The sequence below is a fragment of the Hymenobacter lapidiphilus genome, assembly GCF_003417065.2.
Lineage (GTDB): Bacteria > Bacteroidota > Bacteroidia > Cytophagales > Hymenobacteraceae > Hymenobacter.
In genome coordinates this window covers 1-20,550 of record NZ_QVLT01000019.1, presented here as the reverse complement: position 1 = coordinate 20,550, position 20,550 = coordinate 1, and the positions used below count along the sequence as shown (strand labels likewise).

At 62.5% G+C, this 20,550-nt stretch carries 18 protein-coding genes and 1 riboswitch; of the genes, 12 read left to right on the top strand and 6 right to left on the bottom strand.

Features of this window, described 5'->3' with window-relative positions; all coding sequences use genetic code 11:
• Positions 1 to 9: 9 nt before the first annotated feature.
• The 4 genes from D0N36_RS12275 to D0N36_RS12260 all read right to left on the bottom strand — a co-directional run bounded on the left by D0N36_RS12275 (position 10) and on the right by D0N36_RS12260 (position 4,789).
• Positions 10 to 933: a bestrophin family protein gene (locus D0N36_RS12275; protein WP_116941885.1), complete on the bottom strand. Its 924-nt coding sequence runs from the start codon at positions 931 to 933 to the stop codon at positions 10 to 12.
• A 389-nt stretch (positions 934 to 1,322) separates the two neighbouring features.
• On the bottom strand, positions 1,323 to 3,011 hold the full coding sequence (locus tag D0N36_RS12270) for a GMC family oxidoreductase (RefSeq protein ID WP_116941883.1): 1,689 nt from the start codon (positions 3,009 to 3,011) through the stop codon (positions 1,323 to 1,325).
• A 55-nt stretch (positions 3,012 to 3,066) separates the two neighbouring features.
• A complete protein-coding gene (locus tag D0N36_RS12265) occupies positions 3,067 to 3,663 on the bottom strand; it encodes a gluconate 2-dehydrogenase subunit 3 family protein (RefSeq protein ID WP_116941881.1) in 597 nt (198 codons plus the stop codon).
• Positions 3,664 to 3,793: 130 nt separating this feature from the next.
• Positions 3,794 to 4,789: an SDR family oxidoreductase gene (locus tag D0N36_RS12260; protein WP_410504160.1), complete on the bottom strand. Its 996-nt coding sequence runs from the start codon at positions 4,787 to 4,789 to the stop codon at positions 3,794 to 3,796.
• 117 nt (positions 4,790 to 4,906) lie between these two features.
• A riboswitch (SAM riboswitch) is annotated at positions 4,907 to 5,019 on the top strand.
• A 70-nt stretch (positions 5,020 to 5,089) separates the two neighbouring features.
• Between D0N36_RS12260 and metH the strand changes: the two genes are divergently transcribed.
• The 10 genes from metH to D0N36_RS12210 all read left to right on the top strand — a co-directional run bounded on the left by metH (position 5,090) and on the right by D0N36_RS12210 (position 16,014).
• On the top strand, positions 5,090 to 8,896 hold the full coding sequence (gene metH, locus D0N36_RS12255) for a methionine synthase (protein ID WP_116941879.1): 3,807 nt from the start codon (positions 5,090 to 5,092) through the stop codon (positions 8,894 to 8,896).
• A gap of 101 nt (positions 8,897 to 8,997) precedes the next feature.
• Positions 8,998 to 9,954 (top strand): methylenetetrahydrofolate reductase [NAD(P)H], encoded by a 957-nt coding sequence (gene metF, locus D0N36_RS12250; protein ID WP_116941877.1) that lies wholly within the window; start codon positions 8,998 to 9,000, stop codon positions 9,952 to 9,954.
• 227 nt (positions 9,955 to 10,181) lie between these two features.
• On the top strand, positions 10,182 to 10,643 hold the full coding sequence (locus D0N36_RS12245) for a tetratricopeptide repeat protein (protein ID WP_190242649.1): 462 nt from the start codon (positions 10,182 to 10,184) through the stop codon (positions 10,641 to 10,643).
• A gap of 261 nt (positions 10,644 to 10,904) precedes the next feature.
• The gene (locus D0N36_RS12240; protein WP_116941874.1) at positions 10,905 to 11,483 is read left to right on the top strand and encodes an energy transducer TonB; all 579 of its coding nucleotides are present in this window, start codon (positions 10,905 to 10,907) and stop codon (positions 11,481 to 11,483) included.
• Positions 11,484 to 11,535: 52 nt separating this feature from the next.
• Positions 11,536 to 12,063, top strand: coding sequence for a hypothetical protein (locus tag D0N36_RS12235; RefSeq protein ID WP_116941871.1), 528 nt, complete (start codon positions 11,536 to 11,538; stop codon positions 12,061 to 12,063).
• A gap of 52 nt (positions 12,064 to 12,115) precedes the next feature.
• Entirely contained in the window at positions 12,116 to 12,505 is a 390-nt protein-coding gene (locus D0N36_RS12230; protein ID WP_116941869.1) for a hypothetical protein, read from the top strand.
• Entirely contained in the window at positions 12,493 to 13,653 is a 1,161-nt protein-coding gene (locus tag D0N36_RS12225) for an N-acetylmuramoyl-L-alanine amidase (protein ID WP_116941866.1), read from the top strand. The genes D0N36_RS12230 and D0N36_RS12225 overlap by 13 nt, the downstream gene beginning before the upstream one ends.
• Before the next feature lie 180 nt (positions 13,654 to 13,833).
• The gene (locus D0N36_RS12220; RefSeq protein ID WP_116941864.1) at positions 13,834 to 15,243 is read left to right on the top strand and encodes an L-lactate MFS transporter; all 1,410 of its coding nucleotides are present in this window, start codon (positions 13,834 to 13,836) and stop codon (positions 15,241 to 15,243) included.
• Between the two features lie 86 nt (positions 15,244 to 15,329).
• Positions 15,330 to 15,473 (top strand): MFS transporter small subunit, encoded by a 144-nt coding sequence (locus D0N36_RS12215; protein WP_190242648.1) that lies wholly within the window; start codon positions 15,330 to 15,332, stop codon positions 15,471 to 15,473.
• A gap of 91 nt (positions 15,474 to 15,564) precedes the next feature.
• Complete coding sequence (locus D0N36_RS12210; protein ID WP_116941862.1) at positions 15,565 to 16,014, top strand: putative signal transducing protein; 450 nt, start codon at positions 15,565 to 15,567, stop codon at positions 16,012 to 16,014.
• Between the two features lie 704 nt (positions 16,015 to 16,718).
• Here D0N36_RS12210 and D0N36_RS12205 read toward each other — a convergent pair.
• Together D0N36_RS12205 and D0N36_RS12200 are read right to left on the bottom strand one after the other, a co-directional pair.
• Complete coding sequence (locus tag D0N36_RS12205; protein ID WP_116941858.1) at positions 16,719 to 17,945, bottom strand: molybdopterin molybdotransferase MoeA; 1,227 nt, start codon at positions 17,943 to 17,945, stop codon at positions 16,719 to 16,721.
• 152 nt (positions 17,946 to 18,097) lie between these two features.
• Positions 18,098 to 19,138, bottom strand: a complete 1,041-nt coding sequence (locus D0N36_RS12200) for an RtcB family protein (protein ID WP_147320850.1) — start codon at positions 19,136 to 19,138, stop codon at positions 18,098 to 18,100.
• 249 nt (positions 19,139 to 19,387) lie between these two features.
• On the opposite strand from D0N36_RS12200, the gene moaC reads away from it, so the two are divergent.
• Positions 19,388 to 19,876, top strand: a complete 489-nt coding sequence (gene moaC, locus D0N36_RS12195) for a cyclic pyranopterin monophosphate synthase MoaC (RefSeq protein WP_116941853.1) — start codon at positions 19,388 to 19,390, stop codon at positions 19,874 to 19,876.
• Entirely contained in the window at positions 19,866 to 20,537 is a 672-nt protein-coding gene (locus D0N36_RS12190) for a hypothetical protein (RefSeq protein WP_116941851.1), read from the top strand. The genes moaC and D0N36_RS12190 overlap by 11 nt, the downstream gene beginning before the upstream one ends.
• Positions 20,538 to 20,550: the final 13 nt, after the last annotated feature.

Below are 20,550 nucleotides of genomic sequence, written 5' to 3'. Positions count from 1 at the left end.
CCGGGCGGCTTAGCGCACCACGCTGTAAGGCGGAGAAGCCAGTGCTTTCTTAAAATGGGGCAGTTCCACGCTCAGCACATCGTGGACGCTTACCCGGATTTTGTGGGCCAGTTGGGTAATAGGCAAATCGTTGCTGTCGGTACCGAAAGGCTGCTCGATTTCCTCGGCAATCATCACCAGTCCGAGCATAATATAGGCCCCTACCATCGTGATGGGAATCATCCAGTAACCGCTGCTGGCCAGCAGCACGAACGGCATGATGCCAATGAACAGGGTGATGAACATTTTGATAAAGAAGGTGTAAGAAAACGGAATGGGTGTAGCCTTAATTCGCTCACAAACGCCGTTTACTTCCATCATACCCAGCAAGTGAGGTTTGAAAGTAAGCAGGTGTATGGGGTCGATTATTTGGGCTTGGCGCAGCTGCTCGATACTTTCCTGAATGACGGCCAGCAGACAGACAGTGGGGCTATCGGCGGCCTGCAGGCGTCCGATGATGTCGGGCGTGGCCTCGAATTGCTCGAAGCGCACGTTGTTGCGCAGGTTGCCTTTGAGGGCCAGCGGGAAGTTGGAAATAAGGGCGGCGTAGTAGGCCCGGCTGCGGGCCGCGTCGCGGGGCAAAATGGCATTGAGCTCGATGGCCAGCCCCCGGCAGTGCGACACCAATTGCCCCCACACCCGCCGGCCCTCGTAGTAACGGTCGTAGGCGGTGTTGGTGCGAAAAACCAGCAGCAGGCTGAGCATGATACCCAGAAATGAGAAGTACTCGCGGCCCAGCTGAATGGGCACCGCATGGTAGCGTAGCACGACCAGCGCCACGGCAATGTTATAAACACCTACCAGCGCCACCCGGCGCAGCAGCAGCAGAATGACGCTTGACGTGTGGAAATGCCAGAGAGCCCGCCACCAGTCGCCGGCTTTATAGATTATCATGGTCGCAGGTTTTGGAGCCTGCAACGCGAACTACCCCAAAGAGTTCTGTGGCCACCGACCCATTAGCGCCACGCCTACTTCAAAAAGGTCTGGAAACCCGATTTATCCTCTTTCAGCGAAGCAGGTTGGCAGATAAACTTGGAAGTTTAGCCATAGACCAAACACGATATTCATCCTGATTTGCCAAGTCGTCTTTCGCAATTCTCCACGACCGCGCCCCAAGCGCAGCCGCGGGCTGCACCGGCCCGGCAGAAGCCCAGGTTGACGGCTTCCCACCTGGGCGACCAGGATAAAGCCGGAGGAATCTTCCATAAACGCACCCGGGAGCCGGCGGGCGTGACCTGTGCCCCGCCCGCCGGCTCCCGGGTGCTGCGTACCAATAGCGACTGTCAGCCAGCAGCTTTCCGCTGAAGCAAGAATTTATCGGCCGTGCGCAGGCTGAGGGCCATGATGGTGAGGGCCGGATTGACGCTCAGGGCGCTGGGGAATACCGAGTTGTCGCAGATGTAGAGGTTGGGCACGTCGAAGGCGCGGCCGTTGGGGTCGACTACTGCCTCAGAGGCCGAAGTGCCCATGCGGGCCGTGCCGATGATGTGGGCGTAGCGCTCGAAGGCCCAAATATCTTTGGCCCCGGCGGCTTCCCATATCTGGCGCATAATGCGCTCGGCGTGCCGGTTCATGCGCTGCTCGTTTTCCTGGGCCGTGAAATGTACCCGGGGCTTGGATACGCCGCGGGCGTCCTTTTCGGCGCTCAGCTCCACGAAGTTGTCGGCGTGGGGCAGGCAGTCGCCCAGCACGTTGATGCCGGCAATGTGGTTGTAATCGCGCATGTAGTCGCGCAATGGCTGACCCCAGAGCTTGCGCTGGCGCACCATCTGGGTGGCGAAGGTTACGGGCATCACGCCAATGCTTTGCAGCAGGTAGCCACCCACAAAGTCGGCGTCTTTGGGCCGGTGGGTGTCCTCGGAAATCAACCCGCCCGGAATGCCCTTGTAGGGCCGGATATCCTCGGGGAAGGTACCCCAGACCTGCATGCCCACGTGGGCCATAAAGTGCTTACCTACCTGGCCGCTGTTGAGGGCCAGCTCGTTGAGCAGCAGCAGGCGGGGCGTTTCGATGGCCCCGGCGCACAGAAACAGGTTGCGGCAGCGCTGGCGGACGGTGCGCCCGTCCTGCTCGTAGACCACGGCCGTTACCTGGCCCGTAGCGTCGCGCTCAATCTCGGTTACGTAAGCGCCGAGCCGGATTTCGGCCCCGTATTGCTCAGCCAAGGGCAGAAACGTAACGTCCATGCTGGCCTTGGCGCCGGTGCTGCAACCGGCCTGGCAGAAGCCGCGGTTGGTGCAGGCCTCGCGCCAGCCCACGCCCTCCTGGTAGTAGCGCGCCGACAGCGCCGCGTTGGCGGCCGGCGAAGTTTTAATACCCAGTTTCGCGCAGGCCCGCTCCATCAGCTGGGCCGCGCCATTGAGCGGCAGCGGGGCCAGCGGGTAGCCCTTGCGGCGGCCGGGGTCCCAGGGGTAAGGTGTGGGCCCCGAAATGCCCATAAAGTGCTCCAGCTCCTCGTAGTAGGGCTCCAGCTCCTCAATGCCAAAGGGCCAGTCGACGCCTTGGCCGAATTCGGTGTGCAGGGTTAGGTCGCCGCGGTGGGCGCGGGGCGTGTAGGCGGTGTAGTGCAGCGTGGAGCCGCCGTAGCCGATACCGGAGTTGTTCTTGCCAAACGCCACCGGGTTCTGGCCGGCCGACAGCCGCTCGTCGTTCCAAAACAGGAAGTTCTGGGCTTTTTCGTCGGTAGCAAACTCGGTTTTGGGGTCGTGGCGGGCTCCGGCTTCAAGGGCCACCACGCGCAGGCCAGCCTGGGCCAGCCGGGCCAGCAGCGGCGCACCGCCCGCACCGGTGCCAATCACCAGGCAGTCCACTATTTCGTCGGGGTCGGGCAGGGGCGCGGGCTGCTCCAGCGTGTTCTGGCTGGGGTCGGCCTGGAGGGCGTTTTCTTCGAGTATCTCCCGTAGCAGCGGGTCCTGTATTTCGGGCTGCGTGGGCGTCAGGGTGCTTTCTTCCAGCGTTTCTTCGTCGGGCATGAGGTGGGGTGGTGAGGTAGTGAAATGAGTGATTCGGTGAATGACAGCGCAGGCACTATTTCACTTCCTCCGGCTCGCGGGGTTCCAGCTCGCCCAGACCGATGCGCTGCCAGCCGGGTACGTCGGCCATGCCTACGTAGCCGATTTCCTCCTGGGCCAGCGGGTGGGCGTAGTATGTTTCGGTCAGCTCGGCCAGCATCTCCTCAAAGAAACGGTCCTGGGGCAGTTGGCTCCAGTTTTCGCCGGGGGCTTCGGCAGCGGCCAGCAACTCTATGATGCTGTCTTGTTGAGCCTCATCCAGCTTTGTAAAAGGCTGCTGGAACTTAGCTTCGGCGGCTTGATTGATGCCGCCCAGGCCGAGGCGGTAAGCCTCACGGTCGGGTGGCATGGAGTCGTAGCGCCAGCCGTCGGCGTCGCCTCTCAGTAGGCGCGCATCTACGCCAGGAGCCAGCGCAATAGGCGTTTCGCGGTCGGGCTGCGGGAAGATGCGGGCGGCCACGGCCTGCAGCAGCCGGTAGGTATCGGCGTCGAAAAACTGCGGCTCGTACGTGGTCGGGGCCGTCAGCCGGGCCTCCAGCGCCGCCCGGGTGGCGGGCGTCACGAGGTCGGTTTCCAGTAGGGCCCGGACGGTGCCTTCGGGATAATGGGGCATTCAGTTGAGAAGAGAGAGGTGAAAACGGGGGTTGTCGAGCGGATTATTAGAGACGGTCTGAACAGGAACCGCCGAGTTGGCTTCGGGTTCAGCTTACGTCCTCCGCTCTTTCTTCCAAAACCTGAAAATGTTAGTCGTCGCTGCTGAGCTTGCCGCCGGTCACCTGCACCAGCGAGCCGGTCATGAACGAGCCGTCCTGCGAGGCCAGCAGCACGTAGGCGGGGGCCAGCTCCTCGGGCTGGCCGGGGCGGGCCAAAGCCACCTCGTGGCCGAACTTCGCAATTTCCTCCTTGGGCATAGTACCCGGAATGTTGGGCGTCCAGACCGGGCCGGGCACCACGCAGTTCACGCGGATTCCCCGCTCGCCCAGGTTCAGGGCCAGGCTCTTGGTGAAGGCGTGGATGGCGGCCTTGCTGCTGGCATAATCAATGAGCAGCGGAATGCCGGTCATGCCCACGATGCTGCCGGTATTAATGATGCAGTCGTGCTTTTGCAGGTGCGGCACGGCGGCCTGCGCCATCCAGATGTAGCCCAGAATGTTGGTGTCGAAGGTGCGCCGAATCTGCTCCTCCGGAATGTCCTCGAACTTCTGCTGGGCCATCTGGTAGGCGGCGTTGTTGACGAGGATATTAAGGCCACCCAGCTCGGCGCGGGTACGGGCCACGGCCTCTTTGCACTTTTCGGGCTGGCGCACATCAAGCTTCAGCAGGAGGCACCGCCGGTTTTGAGCCTCCACGAGGCGCTTGGTTTCCTCAGCGTCCACGGTGTTTTCGTTGTATAGCACCGCCACATGGGCGCCTTCCATAGCGAAGGCCACGGCCACGGCCCGCCCAATACCCGAGTCGGCCCCGGTTATCAGGGCTACTTTATCCTGGAGCTTGCCGGCGGGGCGGTAAGTGCTGAAACCCATGCCCGGCTGCAGCTCCATATCAGCCTGTTTGGCCGGGTAGGGCAGCTTCTGGGCGTGCTTTGCCATGTCTTTGGCCGTGGGGTGCTCCACCGGCTCGGGGGCGTGGCCGGCGGCTTTGGCGGCCTTTTTGGCGGCGGGCGTGGCGGCCGTGTCGCCGGCGGGCTGCGTGGCGGGCTTTGGGGCTTTATCGGGGGTAGGGTTCTTCTTGGTAGCCATAGTTGAAGTTCGGTAGGGTGGAAGTACGGCTTACGCGAAACCGCAGGCGGCGTTGGGAAAGCGCCCGGCAACCCACCGCCTTGGCAATCCGCAGTTTCGGTTCTATCTTCGCCTCGTTACTTATCCAGAAAGACCGAGGGATTGGGCCCGACGACGTCTTAGCAACCTGATTTAAAACAAGGTGCTAACTCCCTTTTCAAGCCGCTGGTCGGTCTGGAAGAAGATAAGTGCGGAACCGGCCTCGTGCCCGGCTCTTTCTGGATAGGTGTTTTCGTCGCCGATTTTTCCAGCCGAGCCGTTATGCCGACCACTTCCGCCACCCCTGCCCCTACTGCCGCTACTTCTCCGCTCCACGCCATTCTGCGCCAGCGCGTACTGGTGCTCGATGGGGCCATGGGCACCATGATTCAGCGCCACCCGCTGAGCGAGGAGGACTTCCGCGGGACCCGTTTCGCCGACCATCCGAAGCCCCTGCGCGGCAACAACGACCTGCTCAGCCTCACCCGCCCCGACCTCATCCGCGGCATCCACGCCGAGTACTTCGCCGCCGGGGCCGACATGGTGGAAACCAACACGTTTTCGGGCACCACCATTGCCCAGGTCGATTACGGGCTCGAACACGTCGTGTACGAGTTGAACTATGAGTCGGCGCGGCTGGCCCGCGAAGCGGCCGACGAGTACTCGGCCCTGACGCCCGATAAGCCGCGCTTTGTGGCCGGGGCCATCGGCCCCACCAACCGCACTGCCTCCCTCTCGCCCGACGTGAACCGCCCCGGCTTCCGGGCCGTGACGTTCGACGAGCTGGCCGCCGCCTACCACGAGCAGGTGCGCGGCCTCGTGGACGGTGGCGTGGATGCGCTGCTGATTGAAACCATCTTCGACACGCTCAACGCCAAAGCCGCCCTGTTCGCCGTGCAGCAGTTCTTCGATGAGGGCGGCCGGGTGGTGCCGCTGATGATTTCGGGCACGATTACCGACGCCTCGGGCCGCACGCTTTCGGGCCAGACGGTGGAGGCTTTCTGGAACTCCATCCGCCACCTGCCGCTGCTGAGCGTGGGCCTCAATTGCGCCCTCGGCGCCGACCAGCTCAAAACCTACGTGCAGGAGCTGTCCCGCCTGGCCGACGTCCACGTTTCGGCCTATCCCAACGCCGGCCTGCCCAACGCGTTCGGCGGCTACGACGAGTCGGCCCGCGAGTTTGCCGATGTGGTAGAAAACTACCTCAAAGAAGGCCTAGTGACGATTGTGGGCGGCTGTTGTGGCACCACGCCCGAGCACATTGCGGCGCTCAGCGAGCTGGCGGAACGGTATGCGCCGCGGACCCCTCCCCAAAAGGGAGGGGAGCCGAATGTCAAGGCCAGAGCTGAATTGTCAGAGGCTAACCTGAGCCCCTCCCTTTTGGGGAGGGGTTGGGGAGGGGTTACCCGCCTCGCCGGCCTCGAACCGTTCAATATCACCCCCGAAAGCCTGTTCGTGAACGTGGGCGAGCGGTGCAACGTGACGGGTAGCCGGGCCTTCGCGCGCCTCGTGCGTACCGGCGACTACGACGCGGCCCTGGCCGTGGCCCGCGAGCAAGTGGAAGGCGGGGCCCAGGTGCTCGACATCAACATGGACGAGGGCATGCTCGATTCGGAGCTGGCCATGACCACGTTTCTGAACCTGATTGCCTCGGAGCCCGACATTTCGCGGGTGCCGGTGATGATTGACTCCTCGAAGTGGAGCGTGCTGGAGGCCGGCCTCAAGTGCGTGCAGGGCAAGAGCATCGTCAACTCGATTTCCTTGAAAGAAGGCGAGGAAGTGTTTTTGCGACATGCCCGCACCGTGCGCCAGTACGGGGCCGCCATGGTGGTCATGGCCTTCGATGAGGACGGCCAGGCCGATACGCTGGAGCGGCGCATTGCTATCTGCCAGCGGAGCTACGACCTGCTGATGGGCATCGGCTTTCCGGCCGAGGACATCATTTTCGACCCTAATATCCTCATCGTAGGCACCGGCCTGGACGAGCACCGCAACTACGGCGTCGAGTTTATTGAGGCCGTGCGCTGGATAAAAACGAACCTGCCCGGCGTGCTCACCAGCGGCGGCGTCAGCAACATCAGCTTCTCGTTCCGGGGCAACGATGTGGTGCGCGAGGCCATGCACGCGGCCTTTCTCTACCACGCCATCCGGGCCGGGCTGGACATGGGCATCGTGAATCCCAACCAGCTGGCCGTGTACGACGAAGTGCCGCCGGCCCTGCTGGAACTGGTGGAAGATGTGCTGCTCAACCGCCGCGCCGACGCCACCGAGCGGCTGCTGGACTTCGCCGAAACGGTAAAGGACCAGAAAGGCACGAGCAACCAACCGGCCGCCGGCAGCCTGGATTGGCGCAACCTGCCCGTGCAGGAGCGGTTGGCGCATGCGCTGATTAAGGGAATTACGGAGTTCATTGACGAGGATACCGAGGCGGCCCGGCAGGAGCTGAACCGGCCGCTGGAAGTAATTGAGGGGCCGCTGATGGCCGGTATGGGCGTAGTCGGCGACCTGTTTGGGGCCGGCAAAATGTTCCTGCCCCAGGTGGTGAAATCGGCTCGGGTAATGAAGAAAGCAGTGGCTTACTTAGAGCCCTACCTGCTGGCCGACAAGCAGAGCGGCGACCGGCAGACGGCCGGCAAAATTCTGCTGGCCACTGTGAAGGGCGACGTGCACGACATCGGTAAGAACATCGTGGGCGTAGTGCTGGCCTGCAACAACTTCGACATCGTGGATTTGGGCGTGATGGTGCCGCTGGAGCGGATTCTGGACGAGGCTCAGAAGCAGGGAGCCGACATGATTGGCCTGAGCGGGCTGATTACGCCGAGCCTCGACGAAATGGTGTACGTGGCCCAGGAAATGGAAAAACGCGGCCTGAAAACGCCGCTGCTCATCGGCGGCGCCACCACCTCGCGGCTGCACGCGGCCGTGAAAATCGCGCCCCAGTACTCGGGGCCGATTGTCCACGTCAATGACGCCTCGCGCTCGGTGGGCGTGGCCGCCAGCCTGCTCGGCTCGGCCCGGGAAACCTACGCCCGCGCCATCCACGACGAGTACCGCCAGCTCCGCCACGACTACGCCGGCCGCCAGCGCGAAAAGGCCTACCTCACAATTGAAGCCGCCCGCGAAAACGGCTTTAAAGCTGACTGGGAGACCACGCCCATCACCAAGCCCAGCTTTTTGGGCACCAAAGTGCTGGAAGACTACGACTTGGCTGAGCTGGCCGAATACATCGACTGGACGCCGTTCTTCCAGACCTGGGAGCTGAAGGGCCGCTACCCGCGCCTGCTCGACGACCCGCTCGTGGGCGAGGCCGCCACCCAGCTCTTCGCCGACGCTCAGGCTATGCTCCGCCGCATCATCGACGAAAAGCTGCTCACGGCCCGCGCCGTCATCGGTTTCTGGCCCGCCAACACCGTTGGTTACGATACGATTGAGGTATACGCCGACGACTCGCGCCAGCAGGTGCAGGCGGAATTCTTCACGCTGCGCCAGCAGAGCGAAAAGGCCGCTGGCGTGCTCAACCTGGCCTTCTCCGACTTCTTAGCGCCCAAGCAAACTGGCCGCGCCGACTACATCGGCGGCTTTGCCGTAACGGCTGGCCTCGGCATCGAGCAGTTGCTGGAGCAGTACGCCGCCGAGCACGACGACTACAGCAGCATCATGCTCAAGGCCCTGGCCGACCGGCTGGCCGAGGCCTTCGCCGAACGGCTGCACCAGCGGGTGCGCGAGGAGTTCTGGGGCTACGCGCCCGCCGAAAGCCTCTCCAACGACGAACTGATTCAGGAGAAATACCAGGGCGTGCGCCCGGCCCCCGGCTACCCCGGCTGCCCCGACCACACCGAGAAAATCACCCTTTTCCAGCTGCTCGACGCCGAAAAAAACACCGGCATCTCGCTCACCGAAAACCTGGCCATGTACCCCGCCTCCTCGGTCAGCGGCCTCTACTACGCCCACCCCGACTCGCGCTATTTCGGCTTGGGCCGGGTGGGGCAGGACCAGGTAGCCGACCTGGCCGAACGCAAGCGCATGCCGCTGCCGGAACTGGAACGCTGGCTGATGCCGAATCTGAACTACGAGCCCAAAACGGTGTAGGGGCGGGGCTTGTCCCCGCCCGGACGGTCGCGCCGTCCACTTAATCCTTTACACGACATCGTTCCGCTAGCCGGGCGGGGGCAAGCCCCGCCCCTACTTGTATGAAAGTAACCGAACACCTGACTCGCGCCGAAGGCAAAACGCTGTTTTCCTTCGAAGTGCTGCCGCCCAAAAAGGGCGAGGATATCCAGACGCTGTTTTCCAATATCGAGCCGCTGCTGGAGTTCAAGCCGCCGTTTATTGATGTGACCTACCACCGCGAGGAGTACGTGTACCGCCAGCATCCCAACGGGCTGCTCGAAAAGAAAACCGTGCGCCGCCGGCCCGGCACGGTAGGCATCTGCGCGGCCATCAAAAACCGCTTCGACGTGGATACCGTGCCCCATTTGATTTGCGGGGGCTTCACGAAGGAGGAAACCGAAAACGCCCTCATCGACTTGCACTTTCTGGGCATTGATAACGTGCTGGCCTTGCGCGGCGACCCCATCAAGAGCGAGGGCCGCTTCGTGCCCGAGCCCGACGGCCACAGCTATGCCTGCGACTTAATTGGCCAGGTATCGGACCTCAACAAGGGCGCGTACCTGGATGAGGAGCAGGACGACACCTGGGCCACCGACTTCTGCATCGGCACGGCCGGCTACCCCGAAAAGCACTTCGAGTCGCCCAACTACGGAGCCGATTTGCGCTACCTCAAGCACAAGGTCGACCGCGGGGCCGAGTACATCGTGACCCAGATGTTTTTCGATAACGAGCAGTTTTTTGCCTTTGAGCGGCGCTGCCGCGAAGCTGGCATTATGGTGCCCATCATCCCAGGCCTCAAGCCGCTCACCACCAAAGGCCAGCTTACCATGCTGCCGCGTACCTTCTACCTCAACCTGCCCGAGGAGCTGGCCGACGCCGTGCACCTGGCCCCCGATAACGCCGCCGCCCGCCAGATTGGCCTCGAATGGTGCATCAACCAGAGCCGCGAGCTGATGGCCCACGGCGTGCCTTGCCTGCACTACTACAGCATGGGCAAATCCGACAGCATCCGCCAAGTGGCCGCGGCGCTGTTTTAGATGGGGGAAATGGTGAAGTAGTGAGGTGGTAGAATCGTGAGTAAGCGTACTGTCATCGAAGCTGTTTAGAAAGTCATTAATATCAATGACTTTCTAAACAGCTTATCCTGCGCTGGCGAAGGATCTGTGCAGAAGCTATATCTTTTGCAGCCATCTTCAGTGCAGACCCTTCGCCACGCAGGATGACATGGCCCTTCTCCGAACCTCTCACTTCTCCACTTTCCTTCATGCTCGACGACCTGTTCAGCCGCCTGCGCGAGGCCACGGCACCGGCCGAAATCGAAACCTTGCAGGATGGCATCTGGCAAATCTGGCTGACGGCCGGCCACCCGCTGCTCGACAAGCGACTTGAAACCGGCACCCGCGCCCTCTCGGCCGGCGACTACGGACTGGCCATCCAGGAATTCACCTTCCTCACCGAAATGGCGCCCGATTACGCCGAGGGTTGGAACAAGCGGGCGACGGCCTATTTTGTGCGCGGCGAGTACAAAGCCGCCCTGCGCGACGTGCGCGAAACACTGCAGCGCGAGCCCCGTCACTTCGGGGCTTTATCGGGCCAGGCGCTCATGCTGCGGGCCCTCGGCGACATCCGTGGGGCACTGCGGGTGCTGCACCGCATCGAGCAGATTTGCCCCGCCTGGCCCGGTTTGCAGGCGCAGCTGCGCACGTTGCGGGAGGAGTTGGAATGATGGATGTTTTTTTGTGTTTTTACACGAAATGATTGGCTGCGAGTAATACCCGCTTTTCCTTGTCGCCACCAGTATTTAGCTTGCAGAATAGTACGCCGGAAAGCTTTTTTGGTATTTGCAGCTCATTTTGGGTGCTTCATCGAATCGAAAGCAGGTAAGGGCTTATTTGTACTAAAGAAATGTTTTTCTTTGTATGTCTAATTGGCGGGCGCTGGTAGTTGCGGCGCCTTTTAGCTACCTGTTCTGTCCAGCGCTTTTGCTATGAAACACGCGTTCCTTTTCAGTCTGGCCTGTGGCCTGCTGCTGTCGATTTCGGCCCCGGCCCAGAAGCTGCGCAAAACGGCTGCCGGCAGCGGCCTGATGGAAAAGGGCGAGAAAGTAGGTGTTTGGGAATACTACGCCACCACCCGCGACGGCTCGCAGGTCATTGCTCAGAAGTACGACCATTCGGCCGGCCGGCTGGTTTTTTTTCGGCCTTTCGATGACGTGCTATATCCAGTGCGTACGGCCGCCGGCGAGTGGAGCCGCGTGCGACTGACCCATCCGGTTTTCTTTATCGGCGGCGACCCCGCGCTGGCTGTTCACACGGGCCGACTCAGCTACCCGGCCGCTGCCGAGGCCAAAAATGTGCAGGGCCGGGTCATCATCACGATTACCGTTGATACGCTCGGGCAAGCCAGCAACCAGCAGGTGCTGCTCGGTATTGGTGCCGGCTGCGACGAGGAGGCCCTGCGCGTGGCCCGCAGCATCCCCAACCAGTGGATTCCGGCCCGTGTGGGCAGCCGCGCCGTGGTGTCGAAGATTGACGTGCCTTTCACCTTTCGGCTGGCCGCGCGCTAAACCAACAGGAGTGCAGTAGCCGCAGTCTGCCCGACAAGTTTTACCTTGGGGCATGAAAACGCCCGTTTTGCTTTCGCTGCTGGCCGCCGCCAGCCTGCTTTCTTCCTGCGACTCGACCCCGCGCGAGCGGCAGGAGGTAGTGGAGAGAGAAACCCAGAAACTCGATACGCTGGCCGAGCGCGCCGCCGACAAGCTGCGCGTGGCCGGCCGGCGTGCCGCCCGTTTCGACTCCGTTTCGCGCATCCGTAACCGCCAGCCCCTCGACCCCGCCGCCGGGCAGGCCTTCAGCAACGAGTTGCTGGGATCCTACGCCGCCATCAGTGGCCTCACGTCGGCTACCATCGAGCCCGCTTTTGTGCAGTTTATGCAGCAAGTGCGCGCCCGTCGCAAGCAGTGGAGTCAGCGCGACTGGGATTACGCTACGGCCGTTAGTCGCCAGCTTAACGCCCAGTTTCGGGCCGTGCGCCTCGACATAAAGGGCCGCGACGAGCTGCACATCCGGGCCCTGCAAACCGAGTTTACCGCCCTCGAAACCAGTCGCGACGTGAAAGACCTGGGGCAGGCCGTGAAGCAGCCCTAACTGGCTGCAACCGGTTCCGCTGGGGTGGAGCACCCTTCATTATTTCTTCGCTATGCGGCAGAAAATCAATTTTCAGGCAGCCCGCTGGGTGGCTTTGCTGGCCTGCGGGCTGCTGTTGCCGATGGCCGCGGTGCAGGCGCAGCGCCTGATTCAGAAGGTGGAAACGGTACCCGCCGGCGAGCAATGGCTTAGCCCCGGCGATGCGCTGCAGGTGCGCCTGACGGGTACGCCGGGCGGCCGGGCCACCTTCCTCAGCGGCCGGTCCCTCACGGAACTGGCCCCCGCGCTGGCCGGCGGCCGGCGGGGCGTGTACCAGGGCACTTATATAATACAGCCCGCCGATACGCTGGGCGGAGCCGCCGGCGGCCGCTGTGGCTGCACCTGCGCCTGCCCAACGGCCGCCTCGATTCGCTGCCCACGGCTGCCCCCGTGCGCCTGCTGAGCCCCAGCCAGCCGCTGCTGGCCGTTACGCGCGGCCTGCTGGCTCACCTCAACTACGGCCTCGGCGACGACCGGCTGGGCGGGGCCAAGCTGGGCTACCTCGACTCGCTGGTGGTGCTGCACGTGGTGGGCCGGGTAGGAGGCCAGTACCGGGTGCGGCTGGCCGAGGGCCACTACGCCTGGCTGCCCCTGGAATACGCCCGCCTACTCCCGTCAGGGGGCTTCGTGCCTGCCTCGCTCACCGGCTCCTGGAGCGTGCAAGGCGACTCGGTGTACGATTACGTGCGGGTGCCGCTCACGCAGCGGCTGCCCTACCGCTCGCAAATCCTGGAAAACCCCACCCGCCTAGTGATTGACGTGTTCGGCGCCTCTTCCAACACCAACTGGATAACCCAGCGGGCCGGTTTGCAGGCCTTGGGGGCCGTGTATTATGAGCAGCCGCAGGCCGATATTTTCCGGCTGGTGCTGCCGCTGCGCCACCGCCAGAGCTGGGGTTACCACATCGGCTACGAGCAGAACACGCTGGTGGTGCGGGTGGCCCAGCCGCCGGCGCGGCTGCAGCTGCGCGGCCTGCGCGTGGCCCTCGATGCCGGCCATGGCGGCAGCAACGTGGGCGCCGTGGGAGCTAGTGGAGCCCGCGAGAAGGACCTGACACTGGCCATTGTGCAGCAACTGCAGCGCGAGCTGGAACGCCGCGGCGCTACCGTAGTGCTGACCCGCGCCGCCGATGAAAGCCTGAGCATGGCCGAGCGGGTGGCGCTGCTGTGGCAGCAGCGGCCGGCGTTGCTGGTGAGCGTGCACGTGAACTCGGCAGGCAGCGCGGCGGCACGGGGCACCAGCGCCTTCTACCGGTACGCGGCCTTCCGGCCGCTGGCGGCGGCCCTGTACGGGCGCATGCAGCAAACCGGACTGCCGGGCTGGGGGCTGGTGGGCAACTTCAACTTCGCCCTCAACGGCCCCACCGACTACCCCAACGCGCTGGTCGAAACCGCCTTTATTTCCAACCCCGAAGATGCCAAAGTTCTAACCGATCCTGCTCAGCAGCAGCAGATGGCACGGCGCATGGCCGATGGCATCCAGGATTTTCTGAAGTCGGCGCGGGCGAAGGGTGTGCGGGGCTGGCTGGGCCGGCAACCGGCTGAGCAGTAGCAGCCGGGCTGATGATAGCACCAGAATATAGCAATTTACCAAAAAATAGTTGATCTGAAGTGGTTTAAACCCCGTACCAGACGTCTACCTTATTGAATCCTAATCTGGTAAGCCCTTGGCCAGGGCGCCGGTGCGGGGTAAGGTTTCGTTCGTTCTTCCCACTCCCAAACCACCTGTTTTATGGCAGAAGCATCGATACTGGACCGCAGCCGCACTGTGGCCGGGCCGGGCTACAACCGCTGGCTGATTCCGCCCGCCGCCCTGGCAATTCACCTGGCCATTGGCCAAGCCTACGCCTTCAGCGTGTTCAAAAAGCCGCTCGGCGCCCTTATCAGCGGCGACCCAGCTGCCCCCGCTGCCGCCGACTGGACGCCCACGCAGCTGGGCATTATCTTTTCGATTGCCATTGTGCTGCTGGGCCTTTCGGCGGCTATTTTCGGAAAGTGGCTGGAGCGCGTGGGGCCGCGCAAGGCCATGATGGCCTCGGCGCTATGCTTTAGCGGTGGCTTTTTTATTGCGGCCCTGGGCGTGCATTTGCACAACCTCTGGATTGTGTATTTCGGCTACGGCGTTGTGGGCGGCATCGGGCTGGGCATCGGCTACATTTCGCCGGTAAGCACGCTCATTAAGTGGTTCCCCGACCGTCGGGGCGTGGCGACCGGCATGGCCATCATGGGTTTCGGCGGCGGCGCTATGATTGCCTCGCCGCTGTCGGTGGCCCTCATGGACTACTTCAAAACCAACGGTACCGGCACGCTGGGTGTGGCAGCTACCTTCCTCACGCTGGGCGTCATTTACCTGTTGTTCATGCAGTTCGGCGTCTGGACTATCCGGGTGCCTGCCGAAGATTGGGTGCCGGAAAACTACGTGCCCAACCCCCAACATAGCGCCCTGATTACCAGCAGCAACGTATCGGCCGACAACGCTCTGAAAACGCCGCAGTTCTGGCTGTTGTGGGTGGTGCTGCTCACCAATGTTACGGCCGGCATTGGGGTGCTCGAAACGGCTTCGCCCCTCATCCAGGAATCCTTTTCTGATGCCGTTATGGGCGCGGGACGGGGCGTAACGGCAGCAGCGGCGGCGGGCTTCGTGGGCCTGCTGAGCTTGTTCAACCTGCTGGGCCGCTTCTTCTGGTCGTCGGCTTCGGATAAGATGGGCCGCAAGACCACTTACGCCATCTATTTCGGGCTGGGTATTGTACTCTACGCCCTCATCCCAACGCTGGGCCGAAACATTCAGCTGGCCCTGTATGTGGGCGTAGCCTGCGTGATTATCAGCATGTACGGCGGCGGTTTCGCCACTATTCCAGCCTACCTCTCCGATCTGTTCGGCAAGTACCAAGTGGGCGCCATCCACGGCCGTCTGCTCACGGCCTGGAGCACGGCCGGCGTGCTGGGGCCGCTCATCGTCAACTTCCTGCACGAGAGCCGCAAAGCCGAAGGGTTTACTGGCGCTGCCGCCTACCAAACGGTATTTTACGCTATGGCCGGCCTACTGGTAGTGGGCCTGCTGGCTAACTTCGCCGTAACGGCCGTAAACGCGAAGTACAACGAGAAAGGATCCGTTGAAGCCGAGCCAGGCGGCCATTGAGTTGCCAGACTGTCTGTTCTTTTTAACAGTCTGAAGAACTGCCTGGCAACTCCCGACTATCCACTCACAACTAAGCACTAAAAAGTATGAATCAGCCTCCCGTTTCCTCTGCTGCGCCCGAAACTACAACTTCGGGTGGGGCTGTTTTTATCGCCTGGGCCTTTGTGGGCATCCCGCTGCTGTGGGGTGTTTCACAGACCTTTATCAAGGCGCTCGACTTGTTTAAGTAAGCCATCTACCGGCTCCTTATGCGTACCTTTCGCGGCACCCAAACGGGTGCCGCGTTTGTTTTAGCGGATTCACTATTTCGCGCCTTGCCCCATGCCGGCAGATGTTCCTTCCGAAGCGGCGGCCATTGTGCTGCTCGACTCATTCACCGATTCTATTGCTGCCCACCTGGCCCGCAACCAACTCGATGCGGCGGGTATTCCGTGCTTTCTGAGCAATGAAAACCGGCCTTACGGCCAGGTAATGGGCAACGTGAGCCTCTTCGTGCGCGCCCCCGACGTAGAGGCGGCCCGTGAGGTCCTACACCCGCAGCAAACCCACATGCACGCCGTAGCCCCCGATGCCGCCGCGCCCGAAGCACCCGACCCAACCGAAGTAGCTGCCACCCGCTGCCCCCGTTGCCACCACCACGACGTAGTGTGCCGCCACCAGCCCAGCCCCACCGACAACCTGTTTGTCAAGCTCCGCTTCTGGCTGATGGCCCCCGACAACCCGCAGTGCCACTGCTTCCACTGCGGCCACGATTTCGAAGTGGTGAAATAGGGAGAAGGGAGCGAAACGTCATTCGGCGCATTCTGCGCATCAAGCGGCGACGAAGAACCTTGCGCGTCATCGTTGTTCAAACGACAAAGCTGTTTACGAAGTCATCACAAGCGACCAAAGTGTCAGACTGCGCTTATCGAAGCATCCCTGGCTCATTACGCCACATGCTCAGCATAAGGGTCGCCGACGTACTAAACAGCTTCACTGTCTAGTAAAACCCAAAGCAAGCACGGACGATAAATCAGCGGGCGACACCTTGCCTTGCAGCACACGGCCCGTCGGACAGGTACAGGCGGAGCAGACCACGTCCATGCTTTGGCCGCTGGCTTGAGGCTGGTGTAGCGTCAGACCCTGCTGGGATAAGTAAGCTTGCGCTACTATCACTAGCTCTTGCGTGCCTGGAGCCTGGCCCCAGCGGTCGGCGCATTGGGTTTGAACATAACGCACGCCCACAAAGTCGGGCGCGGGGTCTTTTTCGCTGGCGCAGCTCGCGGTAGCTAGCGCGCACAGGCCGCCAAAAAACCAAGCAGCGTGTCGGAGGGATTTGAGTTTCATAAAAGAAGAGCAAACAGATACGTACAATTGATCCGCAACGAAGTACCCAGGTTGCACGCCTGCTTTTTTAATTTATGAAGTTATTTGGCTGGGATTTTCCTCTCTGCCTAAGCGCAACATGCGCCGAATGACATTCTCCGGCTTCCACCTTATCGAAACCGCCAAACCGGCAGTACGCTGCCTTTGGGGAAGTGAGCCGGCTCCGGGGGCAGCTCCAGAAAGCCGCCCGAAATGAGCAGGCTGGCCATGTCGCCGGAGCCGCCGGCCCGCTCGGGCGTGGCTAGCAGGCACCCGTCGGGCCCGAATTCCAGGCTGACGAGCAGGAAATGGGTCATATTGGGCTTGAACTCGACAGGCGCGCTGAGCACGGCCGGTACCGGGCCACTACCGGCCGCGGCCACCGCGGCTGGCTGCGCCCCCGCCTGCAGCCAGGGCTGCACGTAGCGGTAGAAATTCATGAACGTGGACACCGGGTTGCCGGGCAGTGCGAACACCACCGCCCCGCCGGCCCGCGCCCCGAACCAGAACGGCTTGCCCGGCCGCTGGGCCACGCCGTGGAACCGTTGCTCTACGCCCAACTCCTGCAGTATTTCGGGTAGGAAATCAGCCTTGCCCATCGACACGCCGCCGCTCAGCACCACGGCATCATAGCCCATCAGCAGCGCGGGCAGGCCTTCGCGCAGGGCCGCCGGGTCGTCGTCGAAGTGGAAAGCTTCGGCCTCGGCGCCGGCTTGCCAGGCGGCGGCTTGCAGCATCAGGCCGTTGGAGCGCCGGATTTGGTGGGCGGCGGGTTGCTCATTGATGGGCACCAGCTCGTCGCCGGTGCTGACTACGGCCAGCCGCGGGCGGCGCGCCACGGCTACGGTTGCGGCCCCAATGGTGGCGGCTACGGCCATTTCGGCGGGCTCCAGGCGGGTGCCGGCGGGCAGCAGCAGGTCGCCCTGTTGGCGGTCGGAGGCGCGCTGGTGGACGTTGTGGCCGGCGCGAGGCGGCAAGGCCTGCACGGTGGCGTGACGCTGGCTGGCCTCGTCGGTGCGGAAGGTGAGGTCTTCGTAGCGAATCACCGTATCGAGGCCCTCGGGCAGCACCGCGCCGGTCATAATTTCGATGGCCGCCGTGGGGCTGGAGCCGGTTACCGGGGGCTGGCCGGCAAACTGAGTGGCCGCAATTAGAAACTCTTGCTGCCCGGCGGCCAACGCATCGTAGCGCAGCGCTATGCCATCCATGGCTACACGGTTGAAGGGCGGAAAGTCGCGGTCGGCCCGCAAATCTTCGCGCAGGATGCGGCCGGCGGCCAGCGGTAGGCTCAGCAGTTCGGTGCCCAGTGGGCGAATGGTGGCGGCCACGAGGCGGGTGGCTTCAGTAACTGAAATCATGGGCATGAAGGTAGGACAAGCTGTGGCCTATGTCGTTAACCAACGCGCATTCGGCCCCATTGTTCTGGTGGAGTACCAGCGCAATGCGAATAGGAAAGGTAGTTGCCTGAATAGCTGCTGCAAAAGCAACCGGCAGCTCTATCGGAGTAGACTCAAACGCCCATGAATTTCACGGTAACGAGAGGAGTAGTTTCGTCGCACCGAATCAGGTGCGGCTGGGTGGCCAGCAGCGCCGCAGTGTCTTTATACGCAAAGTCGAACTCCTGCAGAACACTGCTATCGAAGTCGCCCTGCCGGTTAAGCAATTCGCTGAAACGCTGCCGATACTCGTCCTTGTCCGCCTTCTTGAGCGAATGCCAGACCTTGAGCGTATCGGTACGGCTGTACTGACGACCGGCCCCATGCGCGCAGCTCCAGAGCGACTGCTCCAGGGCGGTACTCCAGGGGTTAGGCTTCACAATCAGGGAGCCGCGGCTCATCGAGAGCGGAATCACCACCTCGCCCCCTGCTAGCAGCTGCGTACTACCCTTGCGGTGAGTCACGCCCTGCGGCCCGAACTCGAGCAGGTTATGGCAGCTATCGGCAAACGCGGGTGTACCGGCGGCTACGTACTGGTTGCGCTGCAGGAAGTCGTAGGTTTTCTCGACGAACTCCCGGCGGCGGCTGACTGCGTAAGCCAGTACGCGCTGGTATTCCTGCCTATAGGTGGACGTGGCCAGCTCCGTCGGCAGCCACTCGTGGCCGGGATTGTGCAGCTGCAACAGGCGGCTGTTTTCCTGATACATGTACACGCCCAGGTTGCGACTGCCGGTGTGCACAATGATGTACAGGTAATCGGCCGACTCTTCCAGGGACAGAAAGTGGTTCCCGCCGCCCAGTCCCTCATCAGTCATGCGATGCACTTCCCGCTCGAAGGCCCGGTAGTGCTTGGCTTTATCGAATGGGCGAATGACATCGGCGCGGGGAATGCGCAGGTAGGCCACCCCGCAACCCATGTCTTTGCCGGTTACCAGCGGGTAAAAAACGTCGGTTGTTTGGAAGGCCACCCCTACCGGAATGGAGCGTTCGGAGCAGTAATGAATGTCAGGGAATGCGGCTATCTGGCCGATGTTCTCTTGTTCCTCGAAAGAGAGGAGGGACTGTAGCGCGTTCTGCTCCACGGCGCTACTATCCGTAAAATAGACTGTTTTCACGGGGTCTTCTTTACAAATGAAATAAGGGGGCGCGCCACGGGAAGCAGCCGCATGAGAGGCGCGCAATCAGGGTCTCAGCATAGACCGCCGTAAAGATAAAGAACTTCGTACTAACCAACCACCTGCCATTGGTACCGTCTTTCGAAACCGGATTGGGCATTGTAGGTTCGTGTTATAAGGCTCATGCAACCTGCTGCGCTTAACTTCCGGCCGACACTCCTAACTCTCTTCTCCCTACCTGACTCCGCCATGTCCGATTCTGCTAAACTCACCCACCTCGATGCTTCCGGCCAGCCGGCTATGGTGGATGTGGGGACCAAGACGCCCACCCGCCGCGTCGCCGTGGCCCGGAGCCGGGTAGTGCTCGGGCCCGAAATTATGGCGCTGGTGAAGGAAGGCGACCTACCTACCCGCAAAGGGCCCGTATTCCAGACCGCTATTCTGGCCGGCATAATGGGGGCTAAGCGCACCTCCGAACTCATTCCGCTTTGCCATCCGCTGGGCCTCGACAACTGCCAGGTAACCATTGAGCCCGATGGACCCGACGCCGTACGCATCGAGTGCACGGCCACTCTGACGGGCAAAACCGGCGTGGAAATGGAGGCTCTGACCGGCGCTTCGGTGGCTGCTCTCACCATCTACGATATGTGCAAGGCCCTCTCGCACGATATCGTCATTCAGGAAACCCGCCTCATCAGCAAAACCGGCGGTAAAAGCGACTTTCATCATGCCGAGTAACGCTGATAAGCCCCGCCGCAAGCACGCCGCCCTGGCCCGGCCCGATTTGGGCGAGTTCGGCCGCCACGAGCTGGCCATTCTGGGTGCGCCCTGCGGCCGGATTAAGGAGTTGGCAGCCCGGCTGCTGCCGCTGCTGGCCCCCACGCTGCGCGTAGCCTACGTTGATGCCGACCACGCCGCCGCCGATGCCGTGCGCAACGGCACCGCGCCCGAAACCGGCATGCTGGCCGCCGGGGCCAGCGCCGAGCTGACCGACAACGTCAGCTTCGCCCGCCTCGACGTGCGCCGGCTGCTCGACAAGTTCAGTCAGCCCGAGCTGCTGGCCCACCAGAGCCTGGCGCTGGTGAACGGCAACCACTTCCGTGCCCGCCAGCAGCTGGTGATTCTCGATCCCGCCAAACCGCTGGATAAGAAGCTCGACCGCCTCACCGACGTGCGCGCCCTGCTGCTGCCCGAAGGCGTAATCGAAGTGCCCGCCTACCTGCGCGCCCACCTCGCCGAGGCTGCCGTGCCGGTGCTGCCCCTGGCCGATACCGCCGCCCTGGCCACGGCAAAGCCACGGCCGGCGAAAACATTGCCGATTTGGGCGGTATCATCATCGGGCTCGATGCATTCAAGAAGACCGAGCAATACAAGAAGGGCGAAAAAATCGGGGGTCTGACGCCGGTGCAGCG

What these genes read in the sequence shown, in the direction of transcription:
- D0N36_RS12275 (WP_116941885.1), bottom strand. Translation starts at nt 933, where the DNA reads ATGATAATCTATAAAGCCGGCGACTGGTGGCGGGCTCTCTGGCATTTC.
- D0N36_RS12270 (WP_116941883.1), bottom strand. Translation starts at nt 3,011, where the DNA reads ATGCCCGACGAAGAAACGCTGGAAGAAAGCACCCTGACGCCCACGCAG.
- D0N36_RS12265 (WP_116941881.1), bottom strand. Translation starts at nt 3,663, where the DNA reads ATGCCCCATTATCCCGAAGGCACCGTCCGGGCCCTACTGGAAACCGAC.
- D0N36_RS12260 (WP_410504160.1), bottom strand. Translation starts at nt 4,789, where the DNA reads ATGGCTACCAAGAAGAACCCTACCCCCGATAAAGCCCCAAAGCCCGCC.
- metH (WP_116941879.1), top strand. Translation starts at nt 5,090, where the DNA reads ATGCCGACCACTTCCGCCACCCCTGCCCCTACTGCCGCTACTTCTCCG.
- metF (WP_116941877.1), top strand. Translation starts at nt 8,998, where the DNA reads ATGAAAGTAACCGAACACCTGACTCGCGCCGAAGGCAAAACGCTGTTT.
- D0N36_RS12245 (WP_190242649.1), top strand. Translation starts at nt 10,182, where the DNA reads ATGCTCGACGACCTGTTCAGCCGCCTGCGCGAGGCCACGGCACCGGCC.
- D0N36_RS12240 (WP_116941874.1), top strand. Translation starts at nt 10,905, where the DNA reads ATGAAACACGCGTTCCTTTTCAGTCTGGCCTGTGGCCTGCTGCTGTCG.
- D0N36_RS12235 (WP_116941871.1), top strand. Translation starts at nt 11,536, where the DNA reads ATGAAAACGCCCGTTTTGCTTTCGCTGCTGGCCGCCGCCAGCCTGCTT.
- D0N36_RS12230 (WP_116941869.1), top strand. Translation starts at nt 12,116, where the DNA reads ATGCGGCAGAAAATCAATTTTCAGGCAGCCCGCTGGGTGGCTTTGCTG.
- D0N36_RS12220 (WP_116941864.1), top strand. Translation starts at nt 13,834, where the DNA reads ATGGCAGAAGCATCGATACTGGACCGCAGCCGCACTGTGGCCGGGCCG.
- D0N36_RS12215 (WP_190242648.1), top strand. Translation starts at nt 15,330, where the DNA reads ATGAATCAGCCTCCCGTTTCCTCTGCTGCGCCCGAAACTACAACTTCG.
- D0N36_RS12210 (WP_116941862.1), top strand. Translation starts at nt 15,565, where the DNA reads ATGCCGGCAGATGTTCCTTCCGAAGCGGCGGCCATTGTGCTGCTCGAC.
- D0N36_RS12205 (WP_116941858.1), bottom strand. Translation starts at nt 17,945, where the DNA reads ATGATTTCAGTTACTGAAGCCACCCGCCTCGTGGCCGCCACCATTCGC.
- moaC (WP_116941853.1), top strand. Translation starts at nt 19,388, where the DNA reads ATGTCCGATTCTGCTAAACTCACCCACCTCGATGCTTCCGGCCAGCCG.
- D0N36_RS12190 (WP_116941851.1), top strand. Translation starts at nt 19,866, where the DNA reads ATGCCGAGTAACGCTGATAAGCCCCGCCGCAAGCACGCCGCCCTGGCC.